General features: G+C 66.4%; 21 protein-coding genes and 1 tRNA gene. 19 read left to right on the top strand and 3 right to left on the bottom strand.

Annotation, left to right across the window (positions count from 1 at the left end; translation table 11 throughout):
* Positions 1-249 precede the first annotated feature (249 nt).
* The 14 genes from ACWTSU_RS08900 (at position 250) to ACWTSU_RS08835 (ending at position 13,300) form a co-directional block, all read left to right on the top strand.
* Positions 250-1,263, top strand: coding sequence for a substrate-binding periplasmic protein (locus tag ACWTSU_RS08900; protein ID WP_455139852.1), 1,014 nt, complete (start codon positions 250-252; stop codon positions 1,261-1,263).
* Positions 1,264-1,383: 120 nt separating this feature from the next.
* Positions 1,384-1,974 carry a ribosome hibernation-promoting factor, HPF/YfiA family gene (gene hpf / locus ACWTSU_RS08895; protein WP_455139850.1) on the top strand — a complete coding sequence of 197 codons (591 nt, stop codon included), beginning with the start codon at positions 1,384-1,386 and terminating at the stop codon, positions 1,972-1,974.
* On the top strand, positions 1,967-3,049 hold the full coding sequence (locus ACWTSU_RS08890) for a DegV family protein (protein WP_455139848.1): 1,083 nt from the start codon (positions 1,967-1,969) through the stop codon (positions 3,047-3,049). The genes hpf and ACWTSU_RS08890 overlap by 8 nt, the downstream gene beginning before the upstream one ends.
* Before the next feature lie 160 nt (positions 3,050-3,209).
* A complete protein-coding gene (locus tag ACWTSU_RS08885; protein ID WP_455139846.1) occupies positions 3,210-4,337 on the top strand; it encodes an NAD(P)-dependent oxidoreductase in 1,128 nt (375 codons plus the stop codon).
* 1 nt (position 4,338) lies between these two features.
* Positions 4,339-4,737 (top strand): hypothetical protein, encoded by a 399-nt coding sequence (locus ACWTSU_RS08880; RefSeq protein ID WP_455139844.1) that lies wholly within the window; start codon positions 4,339-4,341, stop codon positions 4,735-4,737.
* Positions 4,738-4,740: 3 nt separating this feature from the next.
* On the top strand, positions 4,741-5,523 hold the full coding sequence (locus tag ACWTSU_RS08875) for an NYN domain-containing protein (RefSeq protein WP_455139842.1): 783 nt from the start codon (positions 4,741-4,743) through the stop codon (positions 5,521-5,523).
* A 9-nt stretch (positions 5,524-5,532) separates the two neighbouring features.
* Positions 5,533-6,093 (top strand): hypothetical protein, encoded by a 561-nt coding sequence (locus ACWTSU_RS08870; protein ID WP_455139840.1) that lies wholly within the window; start codon positions 5,533-5,535, stop codon positions 6,091-6,093.
* Positions 6,094-6,101: 8 nt separating this feature from the next.
* Complete coding sequence (locus ACWTSU_RS08865) at positions 6,102-7,040, top strand: hypothetical protein (RefSeq protein WP_455139838.1); 939 nt, start codon at positions 6,102-6,104, stop codon at positions 7,038-7,040.
* A gap of 10 nt (positions 7,041-7,050) precedes the next feature.
* Positions 7,051-8,241: a purine-nucleoside phosphorylase gene (locus tag ACWTSU_RS08860; RefSeq protein WP_455139836.1), complete on the top strand. Its 1,191-nt coding sequence runs from the start codon at positions 7,051-7,053 to the stop codon at positions 8,239-8,241.
* Between the two features lie 289 nt (positions 8,242-8,530).
* Positions 8,531-8,606 (top strand) — tRNA-Thr (locus ACWTSU_RS08855).
* Between the two features lie 381 nt (positions 8,607-8,987).
* On the top strand, positions 8,988-10,010 hold the full coding sequence (locus ACWTSU_RS08850; protein ID WP_455139834.1) for a hypothetical protein: 1,023 nt from the start codon (positions 8,988-8,990) through the stop codon (positions 10,008-10,010).
* Positions 10,007-10,627, top strand: a complete 621-nt coding sequence (locus ACWTSU_RS08845; RefSeq protein WP_455139832.1) for a hypothetical protein — start codon at positions 10,007-10,009, stop codon at positions 10,625-10,627. The genes ACWTSU_RS08850 and ACWTSU_RS08845 overlap by 4 nt, the downstream gene beginning before the upstream one ends.
* Positions 10,628-10,745: 118 nt before the next feature.
* Positions 10,746-11,567, top strand: coding sequence for an HNH endonuclease (locus ACWTSU_RS08840; protein ID WP_455139830.1), 822 nt, complete (start codon positions 10,746-10,748; stop codon positions 11,565-11,567).
* An 11-nt stretch (positions 11,568-11,578) separates the two neighbouring features.
* On the top strand, positions 11,579-13,300 hold the full coding sequence (locus ACWTSU_RS08835; RefSeq protein WP_455139828.1) for a 3'-5' exonuclease: 1,722 nt from the start codon (positions 11,579-11,581) through the stop codon (positions 13,298-13,300).
* Positions 13,301-13,395: 95 nt separating this feature from the next.
* Here ACWTSU_RS08835 and ACWTSU_RS08830 read toward each other — a convergent pair whose 3' ends face one another.
* Entirely contained in the window at positions 13,396-13,680 is a 285-nt protein-coding gene (locus ACWTSU_RS08830) for a DUF3923 family protein (RefSeq protein WP_455139826.1), read from the bottom strand.
* Between the two features lie 532 nt (positions 13,681-14,212).
* Between ACWTSU_RS08830 and ACWTSU_RS08825 the strand changes: the two genes are divergently transcribed.
* The 3 genes from ACWTSU_RS08825 (at position 14,213) to ACWTSU_RS08815 (ending at position 17,284) form a co-directional block, all read left to right on the top strand.
* On the top strand, positions 14,213-15,262 hold the full coding sequence (locus ACWTSU_RS08825) for an anion permease (protein WP_455139824.1): 1,050 nt from the start codon (positions 14,213-14,215) through the stop codon (positions 15,260-15,262).
* A gap of 70 nt (positions 15,263-15,332) precedes the next feature.
* Positions 15,333-15,959, top strand: coding sequence for a DUF47 domain-containing protein (locus ACWTSU_RS08820; RefSeq protein ID WP_455139822.1), 627 nt, complete (start codon positions 15,333-15,335; stop codon positions 15,957-15,959).
* Between the two features lie 188 nt (positions 15,960-16,147).
* Positions 16,148-17,284 carry an aldo/keto reductase gene (locus ACWTSU_RS08815; RefSeq protein ID WP_455139820.1) on the top strand — a complete coding sequence of 379 codons (1,137 nt, stop codon included), beginning with the start codon at positions 16,148-16,150 and terminating at the stop codon, positions 17,282-17,284.
* A 57-nt stretch (positions 17,285-17,341) separates the two neighbouring features.
* Here ACWTSU_RS08815 and ACWTSU_RS08810 read toward each other — a convergent pair whose 3' ends face one another.
* Positions 17,342-18,901, bottom strand: coding sequence for a zinc-ribbon domain-containing protein (locus tag ACWTSU_RS08810; protein WP_455139818.1), 1,560 nt, complete (start codon positions 18,899-18,901; stop codon positions 17,342-17,344).
* Between the two features lie 206 nt (positions 18,902-19,107).
* Here ACWTSU_RS08810 and ACWTSU_RS08805 point away from each other — a divergent pair, with 206 nt between their 5' ends.
* Positions 19,108-19,749, top strand: coding sequence for an HAD family hydrolase (locus ACWTSU_RS08805; RefSeq protein WP_455139816.1), 642 nt, complete (start codon positions 19,108-19,110; stop codon positions 19,747-19,749).
* 86 nt (positions 19,750-19,835) lie between these two features.
* Here the strand turns inward: ACWTSU_RS08805 and ACWTSU_RS08800 are convergent, their stop codons facing one another.
* Positions 19,836-20,894, bottom strand: coding sequence for a threonine aldolase family protein (locus ACWTSU_RS08800; RefSeq protein ID WP_455139814.1), 1,059 nt, complete (start codon positions 20,892-20,894; stop codon positions 19,836-19,838).
* A 180-nt stretch (positions 20,895-21,074) separates the two neighbouring features.
* On the opposite strand from ACWTSU_RS08800, the gene ACWTSU_RS08795 reads away from it, so the two are divergent.
* Entirely contained in the window at positions 21,075-22,115 is a 1,041-nt protein-coding gene (locus ACWTSU_RS08795; RefSeq protein WP_455139812.1) for a branched-chain amino acid aminotransferase, read from the top strand.
* The last annotated feature ends 60 nt before the right edge of the window (positions 22,116-22,175 follow it).

Genomic DNA, 22,175 nt, shown 5'->3' with positions numbered 1-22,175 from the left:
GGCAAAGGGGTCCGCGTAAGCCTGGGCGTGCGCTTCCGGGCGATCATGGCTCTTCCTAGAGGTAAGTCGCACCTCCCGTCAGACGAGAGGCATCTGGCCTCGCGGGCGAGAGGGGCAAGAGTGGAGGCGCCGCGGCGCCGCAAGCGACGTCCCCGGTGCGCGAGTGTGGGGGCAAAGACCAGGTCAGCTGGGTGGGGACACGGAGGCCGGAGCGAGAGGACGCAGAGGCCAGGGCGAGAAGGAGACATCATGCAGCACCGGAGCCGGCACATCCACGCACACGGGCTCGCCACGGCGGCCGCGCTGGTCGCGGCCTGCGCGCTCACGGGCTGCTCGGTAGGGCCCGTGAGCCTCGACGACTTCGTGGGCACCCCCTCGGTGGAGGAGGCGCTCGCCGACCGGCGCGCCGCGCTCGCCCCGGTGGTCACCAGCGACGCGCTGGTCGAGCCCGACACCCTCACGGTGGGGCTTCTCGCCACGCAGACGGCACCGCTCGTCATCACCGCCGACGACGGCACGCCCTCCGGCATCGACGTCGACACCGCCCTCGCGCTCGCCGACGCGCTCGGGCTCTCGAGGGTCTCGTTCGTCTCGGTGCCCAACGTGGCCGGCGGCCTCGACGGGACCTGCGACGTGGTGATGGGCGTCGAGGACGCCGACGCCGGGGACGCCACGGTGGCGGGCGGCTACGCCCAGTCCGCCACGGGGCTCTTCACCACCGGCGGCGTCACCGCGCCGATCGACGCCGCCGACCTCGACGGCGCCACCGTGGGCGTGCAGGCCGGCTCGGTCTCGGCCTCCCTGCTCGATGACTACGATCTGAGCATCACCCAGAGCCCCTACGCCAACCTCAACGACGCCTTCGACGCGCTCGAGGCCGGCGAGGTCGACTACGTGGCCTGCGACGCCTACGCGGGCGCCTACCTCGCCGCGACCCTCTCCGACGCGTCCTTCGCGGGCACGCTCGACGACCCCGTCACGGCGGGCGTGGCCGTCCCGTCCGGCGAGCTCCAGGCGGCGGTGACCAGCGCGCTGCAGGACATCCAGACCAACGGCGTGGGCGACGTGGCCCGCGCGCGCTGGGTGGGCGCGCTGCCGACCCTCACGGCCGAGACCCGCGTGACGGGCCTCACCGAGCGCCCGGACGAGGCGCCCGCCGACGATGAGGCTACCGACGACTCCACCACCACCGACGCCGCGGCAGCCGACGCCGCCACCACCGACGCCGCTGACGCAACGGCCACCGACGCGTCCGCCGAGTAGCTCCGCCCGCTCGTCGCCCCTCTGGCGTCTCTCGCTCCCGAGAGTGGGTATCAAGGTCTCAGGACAGGGGAGGCGCGCCCGCTGGGTCGCGCCCCCGCGTCACGACGTAAGGAGGTTCGCATGGTGGACATCAAGATCTCGGGTCGCAAGGTCGGCGTCTCCGACTCCCTGCGCGCGCACGTTGAGGAGAAGGTCGGCAACGCGCTCAAGGTGTTCGACATCAAGCCCATGACCTGTGACGTGGTCCTGCGCGTTGACAAGAACCCCTCCAACCCCGAGCGCAAGGCCTGCGAGGTCACCGTGTTCGTGCGCGACAACGTGGTGCGCGTGGTCGCCAGCTCCGACGACATGTACGCCGCCATCGACGACGCGGCCGAGAAGGTCACCCGCCAGCTGCGCAAGTACAAGACGCGCGTCATCGACCGCCGCCAGCGCATGCAGCAGGCCAAGGCCGGCACCGTCACCCAGGAGGACCTCGCCGCCCTCATCGAGCCGGGCCCGGACGAGACCGACGACGACCAGCTGGTGCGCGAGAAGTACATCGACCTCGTGCCCATGACCGAGGAGGAGGCGCTCGTCCAGACCGACCTCATCGGCCACGACTTCTACGTCTTCACCAATGCCACCACGGGGCTCATCAACGTCATCTACCACCGCAAGAACGGCGGCTACGGCATCATCAAGCCCAAGATCGAGGAGGAGAATGAGTAGCGCCAGCACCCAGCGGGAACCCAGCACTAACGAGAAGCACGAGGCGGCCCCCGGGGAGGGGGCCGCTCCCGTGGCCGACAACGCGCAGGCCTCCCAGGAGGCCGAGCGCCTGGGGCGCGCCTACCACCAGCGCTCCAACGTGCACATCATCGTGGACTCCTGCGCCGACTTCGCGCCGGAGGTTGCCGAGGCGCTCGGCGTCGAGGTGGTGAGCTTCTCCTACGTCATGGGCGGGGAGGAGCACGCCGACGACCTCTGGCGCTCGACCACGCCGCAGGAGTTCTACGGCCGCATGCGCGCCGGCGAGTACGCCACCACCGCCGCCGTGACGCCGGGCCACTACCTCGAGGTCTTCGAGCGCGCCGCCGAGCGGGGCACCCCGACGGTCTACCTGGCCTTCACGCGCGGCCTCTCGTCGAGCGTGGACGCCGCGCGCCAGGCGGCCGAGATGGTCCTCGCCGACCACCCGGGCTTCGAGCTCTACGTGGTCGACAACCTCTGCCCGTCGGCCGCCGCCGAGCTTCTCGCCATCGAGGCGGTCCACCAGGCGGCGAGCGGCCTCACGGCCAGGGAGCTCGTGGCCTGGGCGGAGGAGGCGCGCTACTACATCCAGGGCTACTTCACGCTCGAGTCCTTCGACGCGCTGGCCCGCGGCGGGCGCATCCCGCCGGCGGCGGCCAACGTGGGCGGCAAGCTCGACGTCAAGCCCGAGCTCTCCTACGACCTCAACGGTGCGCTCACCCTGCGGGGCCTGTGCCGTGGCCGCAAGAAGGCCCTGCGCGCCATCATCGCCGACTTCAAGGCCAACTACCTCGGCGAGCAGGGCGGGGACGAGCGCCTGCCCATCGGCATCGTCTCCACGGACGCCGAGAAGGACGCCCGCTGGCTCGCCGACCAGATCCGCCGCGAGCCCGGCTGCGCCGACGTGCCGATCATCTTCAGCTCCGTCTCGCCGGTCGTGGGCGCGCACGTGGGCCCGGGCATGGTGGCCGTGGTGTTCTGGGGCAGGGACCGGCGCGAGGCCACCTCGCTTACCGACCGCATCGCCCGCAAGGTCCGCGGAACCCGCCCCTAGCGGCGGGTCCGTGCCCTGAAGGGCCCCTGACGGTTCGGCGGAGGTTTTGTCAACGCGCGCTCCCGCGGGGGCGCGCGTTTGGCATCCGGCCGCGCCACGCCCTATCATGAGAGGTTGCGAAACTCTGTCAGCGCTCATCCGGCGAAAGGATTCGTCCAGCATGACCAACGCGCACGTTCGCCGCGTCGCCCTCATCGGCTGCGGCATCATGGGAGCCCCCATCGGCGGCCACATCATGGACGCCGGCTTCGACCTCACCGTCCACAACCGCACCCGCTCCAAGGCCGAGGGCCTGCTCGCCCGCGGCGCGCACTGGGCCGACAGCCCGGCCGAGGCCGCGGCCGACGCCGACGTGGTCCTCACGATGGTGGGCTACCCCTCCGAGGTGGAGGACGTCTACCTCGCCACCGACGGCCTCATCCGCGCCGCCAAGAGGGGCGCGTGGCTCATCGACCTCACCACGAGCTCCCCGCAGCTCGCCCGCGACATCCACGACGCGGCCGAGGTCGAGGACAAGCACGCCTTCGACTGCCCGGTCACGGGCGGCGAGCAGGGCGCGATCGACGGCACCCTCACGCTCATCGCCGGCGTCTCCGAGGCCGAGGCCGCGCCGGTGCTGCCGGTGCTCGAGTCCTTCTCGTCGAAGATCTTCTACTTCGACCAGCCGGGCGGCGGCCAGACGGCCAAGCTCTGCAACCAGGTGAGCCTCGCCTCGTGCATGCTCGGCTACGCCGACGCGCTGGCGCTCGCCGAGCAGTCCGGCATCGACCAGGAGAAGGTCCTCGAGGTCATGGCGTCGGGCACCGGCGGCTCGGGCGCCTCGCGCACCCTGGCGCCGCGCTCGCTGGCCGGCGACTACAAGCCCGGCTTCATGGTCGAGCACCTGCGCAAGGACATCGCGCTGGCGCTGCGTCGCTCGGAGGACCTCGACATCACGCTGCCCGGTGCCGAGACGGCCTTCACGCTCTTCGACATGCTCTGCCAGATCGGTGGCGCGCGCATGGGCACGCAGGCGCTGACCCTGCTGTACCAGGACGAGGCCACCTGCGCGGCCGCGGGTCTCGACTGGTCGCTGCTCGACCGCGACGAGTACGCCGACGACGGGGAGGACGGCTGCGGCTGCGGCCACGACCACGGCGACGGCCACGAGTGCTGCGGCCACCACGACCACGGCCACGAGTGCTGCGGCGGCCACCACCACGACCACGACGGCGACCACGAGTGCTGCGGCGGCCACGGCCACCACGACCACGACGGCGGCTGCCGCTGCCACCACGAGGACCGCTAGCGTGGACGCCTTCGCGGGCGCGGTCTTCGCGCTGATGCTGTTCCTCTTCGGCATCGTCACCGGTGTGGGCGTCGGTGAGCGCCTCGCGCCGCGCTGCGTCACGCGCCGCGACTACTGGGTCCACAACGCGGTGGTCCTTCTCGCGGGCGCCGTGTCGGTGGTCGTGGTCAACCTCACGCCCTTCCCGGCGCTCATCGCGCTCGCCATCGGTCTGGTAGCGGGCATCGTCGCCGGGCTCAAGCTCAACTTCGGCGAGTCGGTGGGCCCCTGGCACAAGGTCGACACCTACTTCCGCGTGAACAAGGACCAGGTCGAGCGCGCCGAGGACCCCGAGGGGGCCGAGGCCGCGCGCCGCGCGCGCCGCAACGCCGCCACCAAGACGAAAGGAAAGCGTCACTAGCACATGAACGAGACCACATCCAACCAGAGCTCCATCGCGGTGCTCATCGACTACGAGAACCTGGCCCTGGGCACCGGCCGCCGCAAGCGCAACGGTCACCAGGAGCCCGGCCCCATGCCCGACGTCAAGCTCATCATCGAGCGCCTCGTCGACAAGGGCCGCGTCACGGCCAAGCGCGCCTACTGCGACTGGCAGCGCTTCTCCGACGCCGTGACGCCCCTGCACGAGCTCGGCATCGAGCTCATCGAGATCCCGGACCGCGCCTACACGGGCAAGAACTCCGCCGACATCCGCCTCGCGGTGGACGCCATGGAGATCTGCCTCACCAAGGACCACATCGACACCTTCGCGATCCTCTCGGGCGACTCGGACTTCTCGCCGCTCGTCTCCAAGCTCAAGGAGTTCGGCAAGACGGTGATCGGCGTGGGCATGAAGGAGGCCACGAGCAGCCTGCTCACCGAGGTCTGCGACGAGTTCATCTTCTACGAGGACCTCACGCGCGCCGCGGGCGTGCCCGACTTCACGGCCAAGGTGCCCCGCGAGAAGCACGAGTGCTACCAGCTGCTCTTCGAGACCATCGACGCGCTGCAGCGCGAGAGCGACAGCTTCATCCTGGCGTCGCGCCTCAAGGACACCATGAAGCGCAAGCGTCCGCAGTTCTCGGAGTCCTCGTACGGCTACCGCTCGTTCACGGCGCTGCTGCGCGAGGCGTCCAAGCTCGGCTTCATCGAGATCCACCAGGACCCCAAGAGCGGCACGGCCGTGGTCGACGGGTTCTGCGAGTAGGGAGGAAACATGGCAGGGATTGACGAGGGACGTCTCGCGGAGCTTCTCGAGGAGCTGTCGGGCTCGAGCCGCCGGCGGCGCCAGGAGGTCGCGCACGAGCTCGCGACGCTGGCCCGCGAGGACCCGGGCGCGCTGGTCGCCCACGTGGACGAGCTGATCGACGCGCTCGAGCGGCCCGAGGCGCAGACGCGCTGGGAGGTGCTCGACGCGCTCTCGGCGGTGGCCGAAGTGAACGCCGACGCGGTGGCCGGTGCCTTCGACGGTGCCGAGGCGTCGCTGTTCGACGACGCGTCGGCCACGGTGCGCCTCGCCGCGTTCGTGTTCCTGTGCCGCTACGCCGCCAGCTCGCCGGAGCGCTCCGACGAGGCCTGGCCGCTGATCGACGAGGCCGTGCAGTGCTACCACGGCGACGCCGAGTACCGCGACATGCTCGCGGCGCTGCTCGGGCTCGCGCGCGGCTCGGCGTCGGACGCCACGCGCGCGGCGCTGGCCGACCGCGTGCGCTTTGACGCCGAGAGCGGCTCGGGCTACATCAAGTCGTTCTCGCAGGAGATTCTTCAGGAGCTCTAGGAGGAGCCATGGCCAAGAAAGACGCGGACGAGAAGGACCGGGACGAGAGGGACCTCGCCGAGCGCGCCGACGACGTCGCTGACGGCGACGAGCCGGCGCCGCGCGCGACGGGGCTCGCCGGGCTGCCCGTGCAGGCATGGGTCGCGATCTGCGTGGTCGTGCTCGTGGTGGGCGTGCTCGCCGGGCACTTCCTGCTCGGGGGCGCCGGGTCGGTGTCGCTGAACGGCCGCACCACGCTCTCGGCCGGCGAGCTCGACAGCACGGTCGCCACCTACACGGTCGGCGGCCAGACCACGAACGTCACCGCCCGCGAGGTGCTCGAGGAGCTGGCGGGCGGCGGCGAGCTCACGGCCAACGACGACGGCACCTACGACGTGCCGGGCGCGCGGGACGTGCTCTCCTACGTGCAGAACAAGCTCATCGTCGCCGACGCCCGCGACCGCGGGCTGACGGTGTCGGACGACGAGATCTCCGACTTCGCGGCCCAGAACTTCGGGACCGACGACCTGGCGTCGATGGCCTCGACCTACGGCATGTCCGAGGACGCCGTGCGCTCCACCATCGAGCAGACGCTGCTCATGCGCAAGCTGCAGGACGAGGTCTGCGACACCACGCTGCCCGCGCAGCCCACCGAGCCCACGGCGCCCGCCGAGGGCGAGGAGGACGTGCCCACGGCCGACTACGCGAGCTACGTGATCGGCCTCGCGGGCGACGAGTGGGACGCCGACGCCGACACGTGGGCGCGCACCGACGGCCCCTACTACGCCGCGCTCTCGGGCTACGACATCTCGTCGGCCGGCGCCACCTACGAGGCCGCCGAGGCCGCCTACGGCGTGGCCGCGAGCGCCTACCAGAGCGCCTACACGCAGGTGAGCGACCAGTGGGGCGCCTACACCTCGGCCCTGCTGTCCGGCGCGAGCATGCAACTCGGCTCGCTGGCCGAGTAGGGAGGGCGCGATGCGGGTCGCGTTCAGTGCGTGCCTGCTCGGGGACACCGTGCGCTACGACGGCGGCTCCAAGCCGGTGGATGAGGTGATCGAGCTGGCCAAGAAGGTCGAGCCGCTGCGGGTGTGCCCCGAGACGGCGGGCGGCCTCAAGCGGCCGCGGCCGCCGGCGGAGCGCTCGGGCGGGCGGGTCCTTCTCGCCGACGGGACGGACGTGACCGCGGAGTTCGAGCGGGGCTCGGAGCGCTGCCGGGCGCTCGTCGACCGCTCGGGGGTCGCGCTCGCCGTTCTCAAGGCGAAGAGCCCCTCGTGCGGCAGCGGGCTCGTCTACGATGGGACCTACACCGGTCGGCTCGTGGCGGGCGACGGCACCTTTGCCGAGCGCCTCAAGAAGGAGGGGGTCTGCGTGGTCAGCGAGGACGTCGTGAGGGACTGCAAGCCCAGCGTCGAGCACCCCGTGGCGATCGTGCTGGGGAGCGGCCTGGGGCACCTGGCCTCGCTGGTGCGCCCCGTGCGCCGGATCGACTATCGTGACGTGGAGGGCTTCCCGACGGACGCGCGTCCGGTGGCGGGGCACCGCTTCGAGGCCACCGTGGGCACGATCGACGACGTCCCGGTGGTGGTCTACCCCGGACGCATCCACCTCTACCAGGGCTACTCCGCCGCCGAGGTGACTGCGCTCGTGCGCCACGCGCACCACCTGGGCTGCCGCGATATCATCTTCGCGTGCGCCACGGGCGCCGTGCCCGGCATGGCGGGGCTCGGGCTCGGCATCCTGACCGACCAGGTCAACCTCACCGGGCGCAACCCGCTCGCCGAGTGGGACGGACTGCGCGACGTGGAGAGCCCGTTCGTGGAGATGGGCGAGGCGTACTCGCCGTATCTGCGCGCGCTGGCGCGCGGCGTGGCCGATGACACCGGCATCGAGGTGGGGGAGGGCGTCTACGCGGGCGTGCTCGGGCCCTGCTTCGAGACGCCAGCCGAGGTGGCGGCGCTGCGGGCGCTGGGCGTGTCGTACGTGGGCATGTCCACGGTGTGCGAGGTCATCATGGCGCGGGCGCTCGGGATGCACGCGCTCGGGCTCACGCTGGCCGCCAACGAGGCGGGCGCGTCGGGGACCTCGCACGACAGCGTGCTCGCGGCGGCCGGCGAGCGCGCCGACGACTTCGAGCGCCTGGTCCGCGGCGTCCTGCGCCTGCTGTAGGGGGCGCGGGCGCGCTTCTCGCCGTGCCGCCTTTCGCGTTCGGCACCCTTCTCGACCGACGCCTCTCTTGTCCCTTGCTCCTCCCGGCGCGCCGGTCTTCTCGCCGGCCATTAACCCGCAAAATCTGACATTCACAAACCTTAATCCAGCGATTATATGAACATGAAATCATTTTTTGCGTGTTAATGGGACGACGAGAAGGGCGGCGGCACCCAGATGCCTCGCCGGGCGAGAAAAACGGCGCTTGCGCCGCGACGGGCGTTCCCGTATAGTAGTTAGCCGCTGACACGCCAGCTTAGCTCAGTTGGTAGAGCACCGCTCTCGTAAAGCGGGGGTCACCAGTTCGAGTCTGGTAGCTGGCTCCAGCCAAATACCAGGTCAGGAGCCTTTTGGCTTCTGGCCTTTTTCTTTATCTGTTACCGCATCTGCCTATGAGGGGTGAATTTGGGGTGAAAGTGGATTCTATGGAGGAATCCACACAGACCACAAACACAAGGAAAACGACATGCGGGGACGAGGGTTTTCAGCGCTTTCCGCAGCCGGAGGGTCCTGCGACTAACCCGTAGGCTGCGGGAAGGGTTGAAAACCCGCCGTTGGGTTGATAGGGGGTCTCTCTCCTGTGCTCCTAGATATACTGGGTTTGCACGCTTCTTACATCACCCCTCTGGACCCGTCGCTTTCCTTGGATGTGTCGTGATATGACTAATACCTCGCATGATGGGCTGGCATATGCTCGAAGCCTGGCCTTGGTTGAAGAGCAGGTTGAAGCCTCCGTTGCCGACGCTGCTTCAGACGAGTTTGACGTTGATGAGATTCAGCCCGATTTGGACACATTTGACTTTTGCTTCGCGCTTGCCGTCGGACTCGTGGGCATCCTTGCCTCGACGAACGAGGAGATTGAGGGATGGCTCGCTCGGGTTCACGACTCGGCATCTGGCAAGCCTGGCGACTATGACGTCGTCCAGAGGATGCTCGGAGCGCTCCTCTACCACAAGGGCGATGCACTGGATGTCTACTCTCCAGGCGAAGGCTTCGTCGGGAGGAACGGCGAGCGGGCATACGTGATGTTCCACAGGCTCTTGTTCGGCCATGATGTGCTTGCTTTCGGGAAGGGCATCATGCCGCACAATCCCTTTGCGCTCATGTACGAGCAGAGGGGCCTGATGGGAATCCTCCAAGCGGTCCGTCACCTCGTGGCCGACACGATGTCCCTGCAAGGTCTGCCCATGCCCGGCAGCTCCCTCCTCGACACCGAGCGCGAGAATGGGAAGCCCTGGAACAGAATCATCGATTGGGTGCAGGAGCTGTCCGTCGAGTCCTGTGGGGACAAGAGATGGGCCCAGGAAATCTACTCGCACATGTTCACGATTCGGGCCCAGGACATAGCTTCCGGAGGTCTCATCCCCGTCCTGAACAAGGCCTATTTTGCCGCCAGGTCAATCGAGGACCCGGTCCGCAGGGCACAGATACGGCTCATCGACACCGGACTCGCCTTCTTCGGGCAGGCGGCCGTCGGGGCGGCGCGCCAAAGGGGAATCCCGTACATCAACGTCGCGATGGTCCCGCAGCTCGCGAAAGCCTACGGCGACCTCATTGTCGCCAGTTCCCGACGCACGCGAGAGCTGCAATCCCGGACGGACGCCCTCTGCGCCTCCGCGGACGAGCAAATCGCCCGTCACGCCCTCATCTCCGACATGCTCTCGGCGTCCCGCGCCTCTGGTGACACGCGAGTATTGAGCCACAAACCCATCGAGTTGGAGGAGAGATGAAGCTCCCGGTTAAGACGGCCGGACCTGTCATAGGAGTTGTCTCGGGTCTGGTTGGCCTAGGAGTCGGTTTTGGTCTCGGCGCGCTGGCTCGCCAGCCGGAAATAAACGCCCTGCAAAAGCAGGTGAGGAAACTCCAGAAGAAGAACCATGAGCTCAAGCTCGTCGTCCAAGAGCAGAACGACGAGCTTGCAGAGCTCCTCCTCAGGTACCAGTCCTTGAAGGCGTGGCAGCTCCTGCAAAAGAAGAGCCTCAAGAATGACATCAAGGAGAGGTTCATCATCCAGTATGGGATGCACGACTACTTCTCGCTCATGCTCGACAGGCTGGAGACCGGAAGGGACTTTCAGGACAAGGAGACGGCGTTCTATGCAGCCTTCTCCCGGATGCTCGACGACAAGAGGCTTAGCGAGGAGCAGGAGGAGCGCATCAGGTCGTACGTGCTCGGCAAGCACGCCCGGGAGGTAAGGGCGATGAGCCAGTGCGACGTCTCGCTCGACATAGACCTCATCAACGCCGTGGAATTTGACGAGCGCAAGGAAAGAGAGAGGGGCTTTGGCCCCCTCAAGTTTTGGAAGCAGAGGTCCGGCGCATCGGAGCAGGATGTAGTCGCGCACTGATCGAACGAGACGAGTGTGGCTTGCACTCTGTAAGGGGGAGGATTTTGGCCGGTACCAAGGATGAGGCGGCGCAGTTCGCTGCCCGTTGGTCGCTCAGGGGAGCGAACAGGGGGGATCAGTGATGGGGGTCGCCAAAGCAAAGGGCGATTTCGATGCCATGGTTGTCGAAGCACTGGTGACCTGGATGGAGTGCTCGCCCAGCACCATCACCTATGGGGACCTCGCTAGGAGGATGGCGGCGATGTTCCAGATCGAGGAGCCCGACCCATGGAGGACCTTCGATGCGCCCCTCGGCAGAATCCAGGTTGTATGCGACGAACTTAGCCTCCCGTGTCTCCCGGTACTCGTCGTTAGAAAACAGGGCATGAAGCCCGGAGTCGGCTTCGCCGTAATGCACCGCAGCAGGCACTCCGAGGATGAGGGGATGTCCGATGACGAGCTCGCCGAACGTGAGCTTACACGCGTTAGGGAGTGCCGCGACTGGCAGAAGGTCCTAGACCGATATGGTATCGACCACACATTCTCCGGGGTAAAGAACTTTGTGGCTGAGGAGCGCGCGAACAGGGCGTACTCAGAGGGAAGCCGGCTCGTTGAGTCCCTACGGGTGGAACAGGCCAGGAGTCCCGAGGCTCGCAAGAGGTGCCTTGAGCTCAAGGGAACGAGGTGCGTTGTCTGCGGGTTCGACCCCGTGGAGAGCTGGGGGGCATATGGGGTCATACAGGTACATCACCTGACGCCTCTTCACGACAAGGTGGGTCGCTCCGGATCCACGATGACCGACCCGATGAGGGACCTTGTTCCTGTCTGTCCTAACTGTCACGCGCTCATTCACAGCAAGCCTCGCGATATGGGTAGCGAGGGATGCTACACGATTGACGAGGCGACGGCGATTGTGCGTCATGCTAACAGAACGACCGAAAAGTACGGCGCTCGAAGATAAGGGGGCAGCTCATGGCCATCGGCAAGATTGACACCTCATCTGCAAGTTACGTCGTGCTCGACGTCGAGACGAATGGCCTCAAGAGCAAGGAGCATGACCTGCTGTCCATATCCATTCTCAAACCCGACGACGGCAAAGAGTACGACAGGTTTCTGCCGCTCGACCTGAACAGAGCAGTGCTTACGACCGAGATTAACGGCATCACGGGGGGCGACCTTCAGGGCAAGAAACATCTTACACAGGGAGAGGTTGACGAGCTGTTTGATGAGTTCGAGCTCGACAGGAGGACGATTCTGCACTACGGACCTATCGACCCGCGCTTCATACGCGACTACTTCGAACGTCACGGGCTCTCCGGCTTTGAGCGCATGAAGTTCTTCAATTTCAAGCGGCTAATCTGCTCAACAAGGTACGCTGACGGAAGCCTCACGAAGGACAACCTGTGTTCGTTCTTTGGCATCGAGGGTGTCTCGGATGTACACAACGGGATGCGTGACTGCAGGCTGGAGTGGGAGCTGTTCAAGAGGCTAGACGGGCGCTACCTTCTCGCGAGGATAGTCCAGAACGGTCGGTACTTCGGCATGTGGAGGCTATCGGTGCTGAACCCTGGTTACGTCCTGCCCGTGAGCTACCTGTCAACGTACCCCAACCTCTCTCGCGCCGTTAAGCGACCATACATCAGGTGCGATAGCGAGGAAATCTATCGCCTTACGGTTTCGGGAAGGGCAGTCAAGCGGTTCCAGACCAACTTTCCGGGGATGGTAGTCGAGCATCTTCTCGATACCATGCTCGGTGCTAAGAAGGTTGATAACTCTGCTTTCCTCATCGAGAACTCTGCTAGAAACGAGTTGCTCGGATACATGCCGAGCTATGTAAGCCTCATACCCATGAGGTTTAACGAGGATGGGTCTGTCTCTGCGATCCACGATGAAGACAAGCGAAGCGAGTCTGATCTAAATGAGATGATTAATCAGATGCGAGGGCAATTGACGCCGCTTGTCGAGTTCATCAGAGATGGGCTTTTCAAGGGAAGGAGGGTGGCCTCTCAAGAGCTCGTCATCGACACGTCCCTAGGCATCCTGGCCCTATGTGACCTATCAACCGACGACGCCGTCCTCGAAATCAAGACCTCGGCGTGTGATCCGCAACGCTATGCGGAGCAGCTGTACTACGAGGCGCGCGGCCGTGAGACGTATCTGCTTGGCATGAGTTGGGGTAACGGTGAGGCGACCTTTATCATCAAGCGGGTCAGAGTCTATCCGGGCGAGAAGCCAGACAAACGCAAGGACAAGGCACTGACCTCACTCACCGCCGCGCTTGGCAAAGAGGAAATCGAGGTTGTTAGCTACACGAAATCAAAAGAGCCAATTGGCGTGCGCTGCAACGTCTGTGGCTATGAGTGGGAGGAGACATACCCTCGCATCAAGGGAGGCAAGTGCGTCTGTCCCGTCTGTCATCCCGAGCGCATGACAAGACCATACAGGAAGCGCTCGGACGGAGCTCCCCCGCCCGAGCGCGAAAAAATGACGCCGGAACAGGCTCTAGCGAAGCGCGCTTTGCGCTTCGCGGAGAAGGTCTCCGCACGAAGTGGCGGGCAGCTCGTCATAGACCTCGAGAGCTACGTTGGCGGTAAGAGCCCGGTGAAGGTGTGTTGCTCAAAATGCGGCTATGTGTGGGAGGCGCGGGCCGACCATCTGCTCGGTCGGTGCTGCTGCCCATGTTGCAGGCAGTAAGAGCGACGCAAACCGAGAAGTCCGAGGAAAAAGAGATCCCTGCAGGGATCTCTTTTTGCCTTGCCGTGTCCTAACGCCCTTCGCTCGGAGCACCTTTACTTCTTTGTATGACGCACGATGTAAACCAGCCACTCTATCACCAGAACGCCGAGGTAGAAGATTCCCCACACGGCGAAGCTAATCAGCCTAATCTCCAACGTCTGAACAGTCCCGTGTCCGTCGACCGTTCTGGCGAACAGGAACACGCTGAAACATATGAAAAGTACGAGTTGAACGATTTGAAAGATGCGCCAGCCTTTGCTCGTCATGTTTATCACCTCCATGAGGACAGCTAACCTGTCCTTCACCTGGTCATGTTGTCTCTGTGGCGGCTCTGGCATCAGCTCCTCTGGTGGCGGCTCCGGTTCGTCCGGGCAGCAGTCCCACACCCACGACTGGGTGTCGGTTACTGCGACGGTGTATCACGACGCAGCTGTTGAGTATCGTAATATCTGCTGGGGGTGTGGCAAGGACATTAGTAGCTGGCTCCAGCCAAACGCACGGGGTCGTCGGGCTTCTCGCCTGGCGACCCTTTTTCGTGCCCTGTGCCGCCCTTCGCGTTCCGGGTATGTACACCCCCGCCGACTATGTACACCCCATCGCTGGTCGGCGATAAACCCCACTGCCCTTGACCTGCAACTTTGTATTCGGCCTCACTCCGGATGGTGTACATAGTCGGCAAGACTGTACATACCCGTGAGGCGTCCGCGCGCGGTGCCCTCCATCACACGCTCGCAATGTAAGCTCTTTGTAAGCCATCGCCCATCGAGGGGCTTTCGCGCGGTCATCTCGTGTCAGGTACCCGCAAGCTTACGGTATGCTAATCAAGCGTTAACACAGACGTGACATATCGGCCAAGGGAAGCGAGCGCCTTTGATTAGCTTCGATCAGTTCCTCGGCGTCCTGTCGAGCAACCCGTTCCTTGTGATCGTCATGATCCTGGTGCTGGGCACCATCTTCGTCAACGGTGCCACCGACGCCGCAAACGCCATCGCCGAGCCGGTGGGCACCCGCTCCATCAACGTGGACCACGCGATCATCATGAGCGTGATCTGCAACTTCGTGGGCCTCGTGGCGATGTCGTTCATCTCCACGGCCGTGGCCGACACGATCTCGGGCATGGTGGACTTCGGCGGCGACTCGCACGCCGCGCTCATCGCGCTGGCCGCGGCCACGGTGGGCATCGTGGCCTGGGGCGTGGGCGCCTGGGCCTTCGGCATCCCCACCTCAGAGAGCCACGCGCTGATCGCCGGCCTCACGGGCGCCGCGCTCGCCGTCTCCGGCGGCCTCGACGGCGTCAACGGCGCCGAATGGATCAAGGTCATCTACGGCCTGGTGCTCTCGACGGTGCTGGGCTTCGCCGCCGGCTGGCTCATCTCCAAGATCATCCCCATCGCCTGCAAGAACGCCGACCGCCGCCGCGCCAACAACTTCTTCGGCCGCATGCAGGTGCTCGGCGCCGCGGGCGTGGCGCTCATGCACGGCGCGCAGGACGGCCAGAAGTTCATGTCCACCGCCATGCTCGCCATCGCGCTGTCGCTCAACCTCACGGTGGGCGACATGGGCGGCTTCCCGCTCTGGATCATGGTGCTGTGCGCGGGCGTCATGGCGCTCGGCACCGCCGTGGGCGGCAAGAAGATCATCAAGAAGGTCGGCATGGAGATGGTGCGCCTCGAGAAGTACCAGGGCTTCGCCGCCTCCGTGAGCGCCACCGCGAGCCTGCTCATCGCCACGCTGACGGGCCTGCCCGTCTCCACGACCCACACCAAGACCGCCGCCATCATGGGCGCCGGCGCCGCCAAGGACCCGCGCTCCGTCAACTGGGGCGTGGCCAAGGAGATGGTCCTCACCTGGGTGTTCACGTTCCCGGGCTGCGGCCTCATCGGGTTCGTCCTCGCCAAGCTGTTCCTCGTGCTGTTCTAGTCCCGCCGGCGCCGTGCCTCTCGCCGCGCGCCGCCCCCGTTCCGACCGACCGCCGACCAAAGGAGTCGCCATGCCCCGCATCAAGAAGGAAGACGAGTTCTACACGATGCTCAAGGAGTTCGCCGCGCTGATCGTGGAGGCGGCGGAGGAGTACCACGACATCGTCTGCGAGTTCCCCGAGTCCAAGAGCCGCATCCCGCACATGAAGGTCTACGAGTCCACGTGCGACGAGCGCGTGAAGGCCATCATGGAGAAGCTCTACGTCTCGTTCATCACGCCGATCGACCGCGAGGACATCTCCGACCTGGCCCTCGCGATGGACGACGTCTGCGACGCGATGTATGGCGTGGCGGTGCGCATGGACCTGTTCAACCTCAGCGACCAGCGCCTCGAGGCCAACCAGATCTCCGAGCTCACGGTCCGTGCCGTGCGCGAGATGCAGGAGATGATCGACCACCTGCCCAACTACAAGAAGGACCGCGTGGTCATGGAGAAGGCCCTCGCGGTGGGCAGCATCGAGGACGAGGGCGACACCGTCTACCAGACCGCGCTGCGCCGCCTGTTCTCCGACGAGGAGAAGGCCGGCGGCAAGTACGCGGTCACGTGGCTGCGGATCTTCGACCGCATGGAGCTCTGCCTCGACGCGTGCGACCACGTGAGCGGCATCGTGCGCGACATCATCATGAAGGACGCGTAGCGAGAAGGACCCCTCGGTGGGGGGCGGCGGGCCCCGGTGACTGGCTTCACGCGAGAGTGCGCTGGTGCGGAACTCTCGCTTAGAAGTCAGTCACCGGGGCCCGCCGCCACCGTCGGTCTCGTCTCTTGGCGGGGAGAAGGGCGTATACTTGGTGACGTTACGTCACTTGGCGAGGAGAGGGGACCGCCATGATCTACCGTGACTTCAACGGGCTCAAGCTGTCGGCGCTCGGCTTCGGGGCGATGCGCCTGCCGTGCGTGGACGGCAACGACGCCGCGCCCGACCAGGACGCCGTCAACGAGATGGTCGACTACGCGCTCGAGAGCGGCGTCAACTACTTCGACACCGCGTGGGGCTACCACGACGGCCAGTCCGAGATCGTGCTCGGCCGCGCGCTGGCGCGCCACCCGCGCGACTCCTACTACCTGGCCACCAAGTTTCCGGGCTATGACCTCGCCAACATGGACAAGGTCGAGGAGATCTTCCAGCGGCAGCTCGAGAAGACCGGCGCCGACCACTTTGACTTCTACCTCATCCACAACGTGTGCGAGCTCAACATCGACGAGTACCTCAACCCCGCGCACGGCATCATGCCGTACCTGCTCGAGCAGAAGGAGGCGGGCCGCATCCGCCACCTGGGCTTCTCGGCGCACGGCGCGATCCCGGTGATGGAGCGCTTCCTCGACGCCTACGGCGAGCACATGGAGTTCTGCCAGATCCAGCTCAACTACATGGACTGGGAGTTCCAGGATGCGCGCGGCAAGGTCGAGCTGCTCCGCCGCCACGGCCTGCCCGTGTGGGTCATGGAGCCGGTGCGCGGCGGCAAGCTTGCCAGCCTGCCGGAGGCGGACGCCGAGAAGCTCCGCGCGCTGCGGCCGGACGAGAAGCCCGTGGCCTGGGCGTTCCGCTTCGTGCAGTCGGTGCCCGAGGTGGTGGTCACGCTCTCCGGCATGTCCGACATGGAGCAGATGCGCGAGAACGTGGCGACCTTCGCGGAGGACCGCCCGCTCACCGAGGCCGAGCGCACGGCGCTCGACGAGGTGGCGCGCGACCTCACCTCGCAGGGCACGGTGCCGTGCACGGCGTGCCACTACTGCACGAGCCACTGCCCGCAGGGGCTCGACATCCCGCACCTGCTGTCGCTCTACAACCAGCTCATCGTGGGCGGCTCGGGCGACTTCATCGCGCGGATGGGCGTGAACTCGCTGCCCGAGGACAAGCGCCCGGACGCCTGCATCGGCTGCGGCAGCTGCGCGGCGGTCTGTCCGCAGCAGATCGACATCCCCGGCACCCTGGCCGACTTCGCCGCGCGCCTGGCCAAGTAGCCGTGGGACAACGGGGACGGAGGTGATTGTCACGCCTCCGTCCCCGTTGTCAAATGGTCACGAATTGATCTTGTGGCCGCAGCTCGGACAGAACCTTGCGTTAGTGTTGGCAAGCTCGCGCCCGCAGTTCGGGCAGAAGCGGGACTGGGGGTGCGCACCGGTTAACTCAGGGGCATCGGTCTTGGCTCTTCTCGCCCACCGCCTTCTCCTGACGACTACGACCGCGATGCCGACGACCACCACGACTGCAGCGACGATTCCCGCGATGACGAGCGGGTTGCAGAAAAGTCCGTTGCCGCCATATCCCGTGTCGTATGTGGAGAGCGTGAAGACACCGTCGTCGTCCACGGCCAGGAGCGCAACCTCCCGGTCGTCGTTCGTGAGCACTCCCTCGACACTCTGGGAATCCATGCCGCTGAGCTCGACCTCGCTCGATGCGCCGGTGCTCACGTCATAGGTGCGCAGCGTCAGCGGCGAATCGTCAGAGTCCTGATGCAGCATCGTCGCGTAACGCCCGTCCTGCGAGACGAAGGCATATCCGTTCGCGGGCATGCTGAAGTCTGTGGGCAGGCTCATGCTGTAGAGCACGTCACCTGTGGCGGCGTCGACTGAGGCGAGGCTCGTCCCGCCCCGGTTGTCATCCGAGGTGAGCTCGCCGCTCTGGTCGGCGGGAAGGTTCTGATTGACGAGGGTCAGGTACACGAGCTTCGTGGTGGACTGGTTCATGGCGAGCACGTCGTGAGTGCCGTCGATTATGGGGCTGAGCTCGCCGGTCTCCGGGTCAAGTCGGTACTGGCTATCGACGAGGTGCTCGTCGTTGGGATACGTGTTGACCACGAGTGACCCATCCTCCAGCTCGAACTGGAGGAAGGCCCTGCCGGAGTCCCCGGAGTAGCTCGTAGCCTGGTCAAGCATCCGGGTTCCCGTTGCCATGTCGTAGGCAACGACGTGATAGGGGCTGTCACCGTCGAGCACGTAGAGGGTGGACCCGTCCGAGGACAGCACGCAGGATATCGGCGCATCCTCTGTCGTCACGTTGAAGGAGCTGGTTAGCTGCTGGCTCTTCAGGTCGTAGACGACCGCGGAATACATGGTGTCATCAGACGAGGCGTCAAACCCCACCAGCGCGAGACGGTCGCCCCCATCCATGAGCCGGGCCCTATAGGGGGAACTCTCGAAGGTGAGGCCGGGCAGGTCGGTCTTCTCGCCGGACTCCAAGTCGTAGAGAAACGCGCCTTGGCTTGAGGTGTCATAGACGAGGGCGGAGGTGTTGGAAAGCAGTATCGGGGTGCAGTAGTTCGTATCCTGCTGGGCGACGGAGCTGGCCTCACCCGTCGTGGTGTCGACGGCATAGAGGGCGAATGAGTCGTAATCGTCCTTCCACGTCGCGATCAGGGCATGCGAACCGTCGTCGGTGACCAGCCAGAACAATAGCTGGGAGCCGAGCTGGCCGAGGGAGTAGCTGTTGGTGAGTTCTGGGGTCGGAGCTTGGTCCTCCGCGAGAGCCGGCGTTGTTGCGAACGGGCTGGCGAGGAGGCAGGCGACCATGGCGAGAGCCGCAAACAAACGTCGCAGCGAGGCGAGCGGAGCTTCACAGGGTCGGAGTCTTTTGTTCATGGGTGCCCCCTTGATTCGGATTGAGCGAGGTGACGACTGAATTGAATGTTCGTCGGGGGGGGGCGCTCGCTGTCAAGTGCGCCGTCGGTCGGTGGAGCACGTTATCTGGTATGTGGGTTGGGCGTGTATCGCCGGCCTAGGATTGTCGGCCGGCACCTCTGCTACACTCGCGTCACGCAACGCCCGCCGACGCGAGAGGGGACCCCATGACCAGGCCGAGCAGGATCGAGGCCGTGCTCTTTGACTTCGACGGGACGCTCTGTGACACCGAGTCGAGGAACATCGACCTCGTGCGCGGCATCCTGAACCGCATGGGCTGTCCCGTCACCGATGAGGAGCTCTTCTCGCTGAGCGGCGGGGACGACCGCGTCACCGTGCCGCCGCTCCTCGAGCGCTACGGGTCGTCGTACACGATCGACGACTACGAGGCCGAGCGCGACGGCTGCTACCGCACCTACGCCGAGGCCGACCTCGCGCTGGAGCCGGGCGCGCGTGAGCTCATCGAGGACCTGCGGGCGCGCGGCGTGGCCGTGGGCCTGGTCTCGACCACCGTCGCGCGCTGCATCCTGACCGCGCTCGACCGCCTGCGGATCCTGGGCCTCTTCGACGTGGTCGTCTGCGGTGACATGGTGAGCCGCCGCAAGCCCGACCCGGAGCCCTACCTGCGCGCGCTCGAGCTTCTGGGCGCGGAAGCGTCCGCGGCGGTGGCCTTCGAGGACTCCACCCCGGGCACCGCGGCGGCCGTCGCGTCGGGGTGCCACACGATCGCCTACAACCAGCTCGCGCTCGACCAGGACCAGTCCGCCGCCGACGAGGTCATCGACTCGTTCGTGGGCCTCTCGCTGTAGCGGGCGTCCCAAAGGGGGACATGTGCAAATTGGGACACTGAGCAACGTGTCCCAATTTGCACCTGTCCCCCTTTGGGACGCCCGCGCTATGCCAGCTTCGCGGCCAGCTCGAGCAGCTCGTCCACGTCCGCGTCGCGCGTGGCCCACGAGCACACGAAGCGCGCGACCACGCGGCCCTCGCCCAGCTCGTAGAAGGTCTCGCAGCCGCACGCCGCCTCGAAGGCGTCGCGCTGCGCGGCGCTCATGACAAAGAACTGCTGGTTGGAGGGCGAGTCGCCGTACGGCTCAAAGCCCAGGCGCACCAGGCCGTCGCGCAGGCGCAGCGCCCGCTCGTTGGCGCTTCTCGCCAGGCGCCAGTAGAGCGCCTCGCCGCCGTCGGCCGGCCGCTCGAATGCGGCCTCGAACTGCACGCCGAGCACGCGCCCCTTGGCGAGCAGGCCGCCGCGCTCCTTCTGCAGAAACGGGAACGACTCGCGCAGCCGCGGGTGCGAGATGACCATGGCCTCGCCGAGCAGCAGGCCGTTCTTGGTGCCGCCGATGTAGAAGGCCCCGCAGCGCTCCGCGACGTGCTCCAGCGTGAGGCCGCCCGCCGCCGGCGAGGTGAGCGCCGACCCCAGGCGCGCGCCGTCGAGAAAGACCGGCAGGTCGTGGGAGTCGGCCCAGTCGCAGATCGCGTCGAAGCGCGCGCGGTCCCACACGCCGCCGAGCTCGGTGGTATTGGAGATGTAGACGCAGCCGGGGCGCGTCATGTGGCGGCCCGTGGAGGTCTGGAAGCGCCAGACGCGCTCGGCCGCCTCGGGCGTGAGGAAGCCGTCGGCGTCGTCGGTGGGAAGCACGGTGCGGCCGCACGCGGCCACCGCGCCGGTCTCGTGGACGTTGATGTGGGCGTCCTTGGTGCAGACGGCACCCTCCCAGTCGCGCAGCAGCCCCGTCACGCCGATGACGTTGGCCGAGGTGCCGCCCACGCAGAACTCCACGTCAACGTCGTCACGGCCGCACGCGGCGCGGATGAGCTCGCGGGCGCGCTCGCTATGGGCGTCGCCCTCCTCGGTGTAGCCGGCCGACTGCTCGTCGTTGGTGGCGACGAGCGCGGACAGGACCTCGGGCGCGGCGCCCTCGGAGTAGTCGTTGCGGAACATGCGCATGGCGTGCCTCTCGTTCTTCTCGGCGGTTGTCGATGAGCGATTGTACGCCTCGGGCCCCGCGCGCCGCGACCCCGCGCCCTTCTCGCCGCCCGCATTGTTACAACCTCACGCCTGCGCGCGCCGCGCCTCGCGCAACGGGAGTATCGTGGACGCATCTGCCGTTTGACCCAAGGGGGAGACATGGAGAAGAAGGACATCGACTGGGGCAGCCTGGGCTTTGCCTACCAGCCCACCGACTACAGCTACGTCTGCAACTACAAGGACGGCGCCTGGGAGGAGGGCGGCCTCACCACCGACCACACCCTCACGCTCTCCGAGTGCGCGGGCATCTTCCACTACTGCCAGGAGGTCTTCGAGGGCCTCAAGGCCTACACCACCAAGTCGGGCGACATCGTGTGCTTCCGCCCGCAGCTCAACGCCTCGCGCATGGCCGACTCCGCGCGCCGCATCGTGATGCCGCCCTTCCCCGAGGACAAGTTCGTCGAGGCCGTCAAGATGGTCGTCAAGGCCAACGAGGCGTGGGTGCCGCCCTTCGGCTCCGGCGCCACGCTCTACGTGCGCCCGTTCATGGTGGCCACCGGCGAGGTCATCGGCGTGGCCCCGGCCACCGAGTACCAGTTCCGCATCCTCGTGACGCCCGTGGGCCCGTACTACTCGGGCGGCGTCAAGCCCGTGGCCGTCAAGGTCCCCGAGTACGACCGCGCCGCGCCCCACGGCACCGGCGCCATCAAGGCCGGCCTGAACTACGCCATGAGCCTCTACCCGAGCGTTCAGGCGCACGCCGAGGGCTTCGCCGACAACATGTTCCTCGACCCGCAGACCCACACCTACGTGGAGGAGTCCGGCGGCGCCAACTTCATGTTCGTGGCCAAGGACGGCACGATCGTGGTTCCGCAGAGCCACACCGACTCCATCCTGCCGTCGATCACGCGCCGCAGCCTCGTGCAGGTGGCGCGCGACATGCTCGGCATGACCGTGGTCGAGCGCCCGGTCAAGTTCGAGGAGGTCGCGAGCGGCGCCTTCGTCGAGTGCGGCATGTGCGGCACGGCGGCCGTCATCAGCCCGGTGGGCAAGGTCGTCAACGGCGACGAGGAGATCGTCTTCGGCGAGAGCGGCATGGAGCACGTGGGCCCCGTCATGGCCAAGCTCCGCGAGACGCTCACCGGCATCCAGGACGGCGAGATCGAGGGCCCGGAGGGCTGGGTTGTCAAGATCTGCTAGGCGAGAAGAACGCCTGACCCGGGAGAGCCGGCCCACCGCCTCCACGCGAGAGTGCGCTTC

The organism is Thermophilibacter sp. (assembly GCF_966187215.1).
The sequence above is the reverse complement of the archived record's forward strand: the minus strand, read 5'-3'. Positions and strand labels throughout refer to the sequence as shown.

Excerpts from the sequence above, each read along its gene's own strand:
- ACWTSU_RS08900 (WP_455139852.1), top strand. The coding sequence starts at position 250 with ATGCAGCACCGGAGCCGGCACATCCACGCACACGGGCTCGCCACGGCG.
- hpf (WP_455139850.1), top strand. The coding sequence starts at position 1,384 with ATGGTGGACATCAAGATCTCGGGTCGCAAGGTCGGCGTCTCCGACTCC.
- ACWTSU_RS08890 (WP_455139848.1), top strand. The coding sequence starts at position 1,967 with ATGAGTAGCGCCAGCACCCAGCGGGAACCCAGCACTAACGAGAAGCAC.
- ACWTSU_RS08885 (WP_455139846.1), top strand. The coding sequence starts at position 3,210 with ATGACCAACGCGCACGTTCGCCGCGTCGCCCTCATCGGCTGCGGCATC.
- ACWTSU_RS08875 (WP_455139842.1), top strand. The coding sequence starts at position 4,741 with ATGAACGAGACCACATCCAACCAGAGCTCCATCGCGGTGCTCATCGAC.
- ACWTSU_RS08870 (WP_455139840.1), top strand. The coding sequence starts at position 5,533 with ATGGCAGGGATTGACGAGGGACGTCTCGCGGAGCTTCTCGAGGAGCTG.
- ACWTSU_RS08865 (WP_455139838.1), top strand. The coding sequence starts at position 6,102 with ATGGCCAAGAAAGACGCGGACGAGAAGGACCGGGACGAGAGGGACCTC.
- ACWTSU_RS08860 (WP_455139836.1), top strand. The coding sequence starts at position 7,051 with ATGCGGGTCGCGTTCAGTGCGTGCCTGCTCGGGGACACCGTGCGCTAC.
- ACWTSU_RS08845 (WP_455139832.1), top strand. The coding sequence starts at position 10,007 with ATGAAGCTCCCGGTTAAGACGGCCGGACCTGTCATAGGAGTTGTCTCG.
- ACWTSU_RS08835 (WP_455139828.1), top strand. The coding sequence starts at position 11,579 with ATGGCCATCGGCAAGATTGACACCTCATCTGCAAGTTACGTCGTGCTC.
- ACWTSU_RS08830 (WP_455139826.1), bottom strand. The coding sequence starts at position 13,680 with ATGCCAGAGCCGCCACAGAGACAACATGACCAGGTGAAGGACAGGTTA.
- ACWTSU_RS08820 (WP_455139822.1), top strand. The coding sequence starts at position 15,333 with ATGCCCCGCATCAAGAAGGAAGACGAGTTCTACACGATGCTCAAGGAG.
- ACWTSU_RS08815 (WP_455139820.1), top strand. The coding sequence starts at position 16,148 with ATGATCTACCGTGACTTCAACGGGCTCAAGCTGTCGGCGCTCGGCTTC.
- ACWTSU_RS08810 (WP_455139818.1), bottom strand. The coding sequence starts at position 18,901 with ATGAACAAAAGACTCCGACCCTGTGAAGCTCCGCTCGCCTCGCTGCGA.
- ACWTSU_RS08805 (WP_455139816.1), top strand. The coding sequence starts at position 19,108 with ATGACCAGGCCGAGCAGGATCGAGGCCGTGCTCTTTGACTTCGACGGG.
- ACWTSU_RS08800 (WP_455139814.1), bottom strand. The coding sequence starts at position 20,894 with ATGCGCATGTTCCGCAACGACTACTCCGAGGGCGCCGCGCCCGAGGTC.
- ACWTSU_RS08795 (WP_455139812.1), top strand. The coding sequence starts at position 21,075 with ATGGAGAAGAAGGACATCGACTGGGGCAGCCTGGGCTTTGCCTACCAG.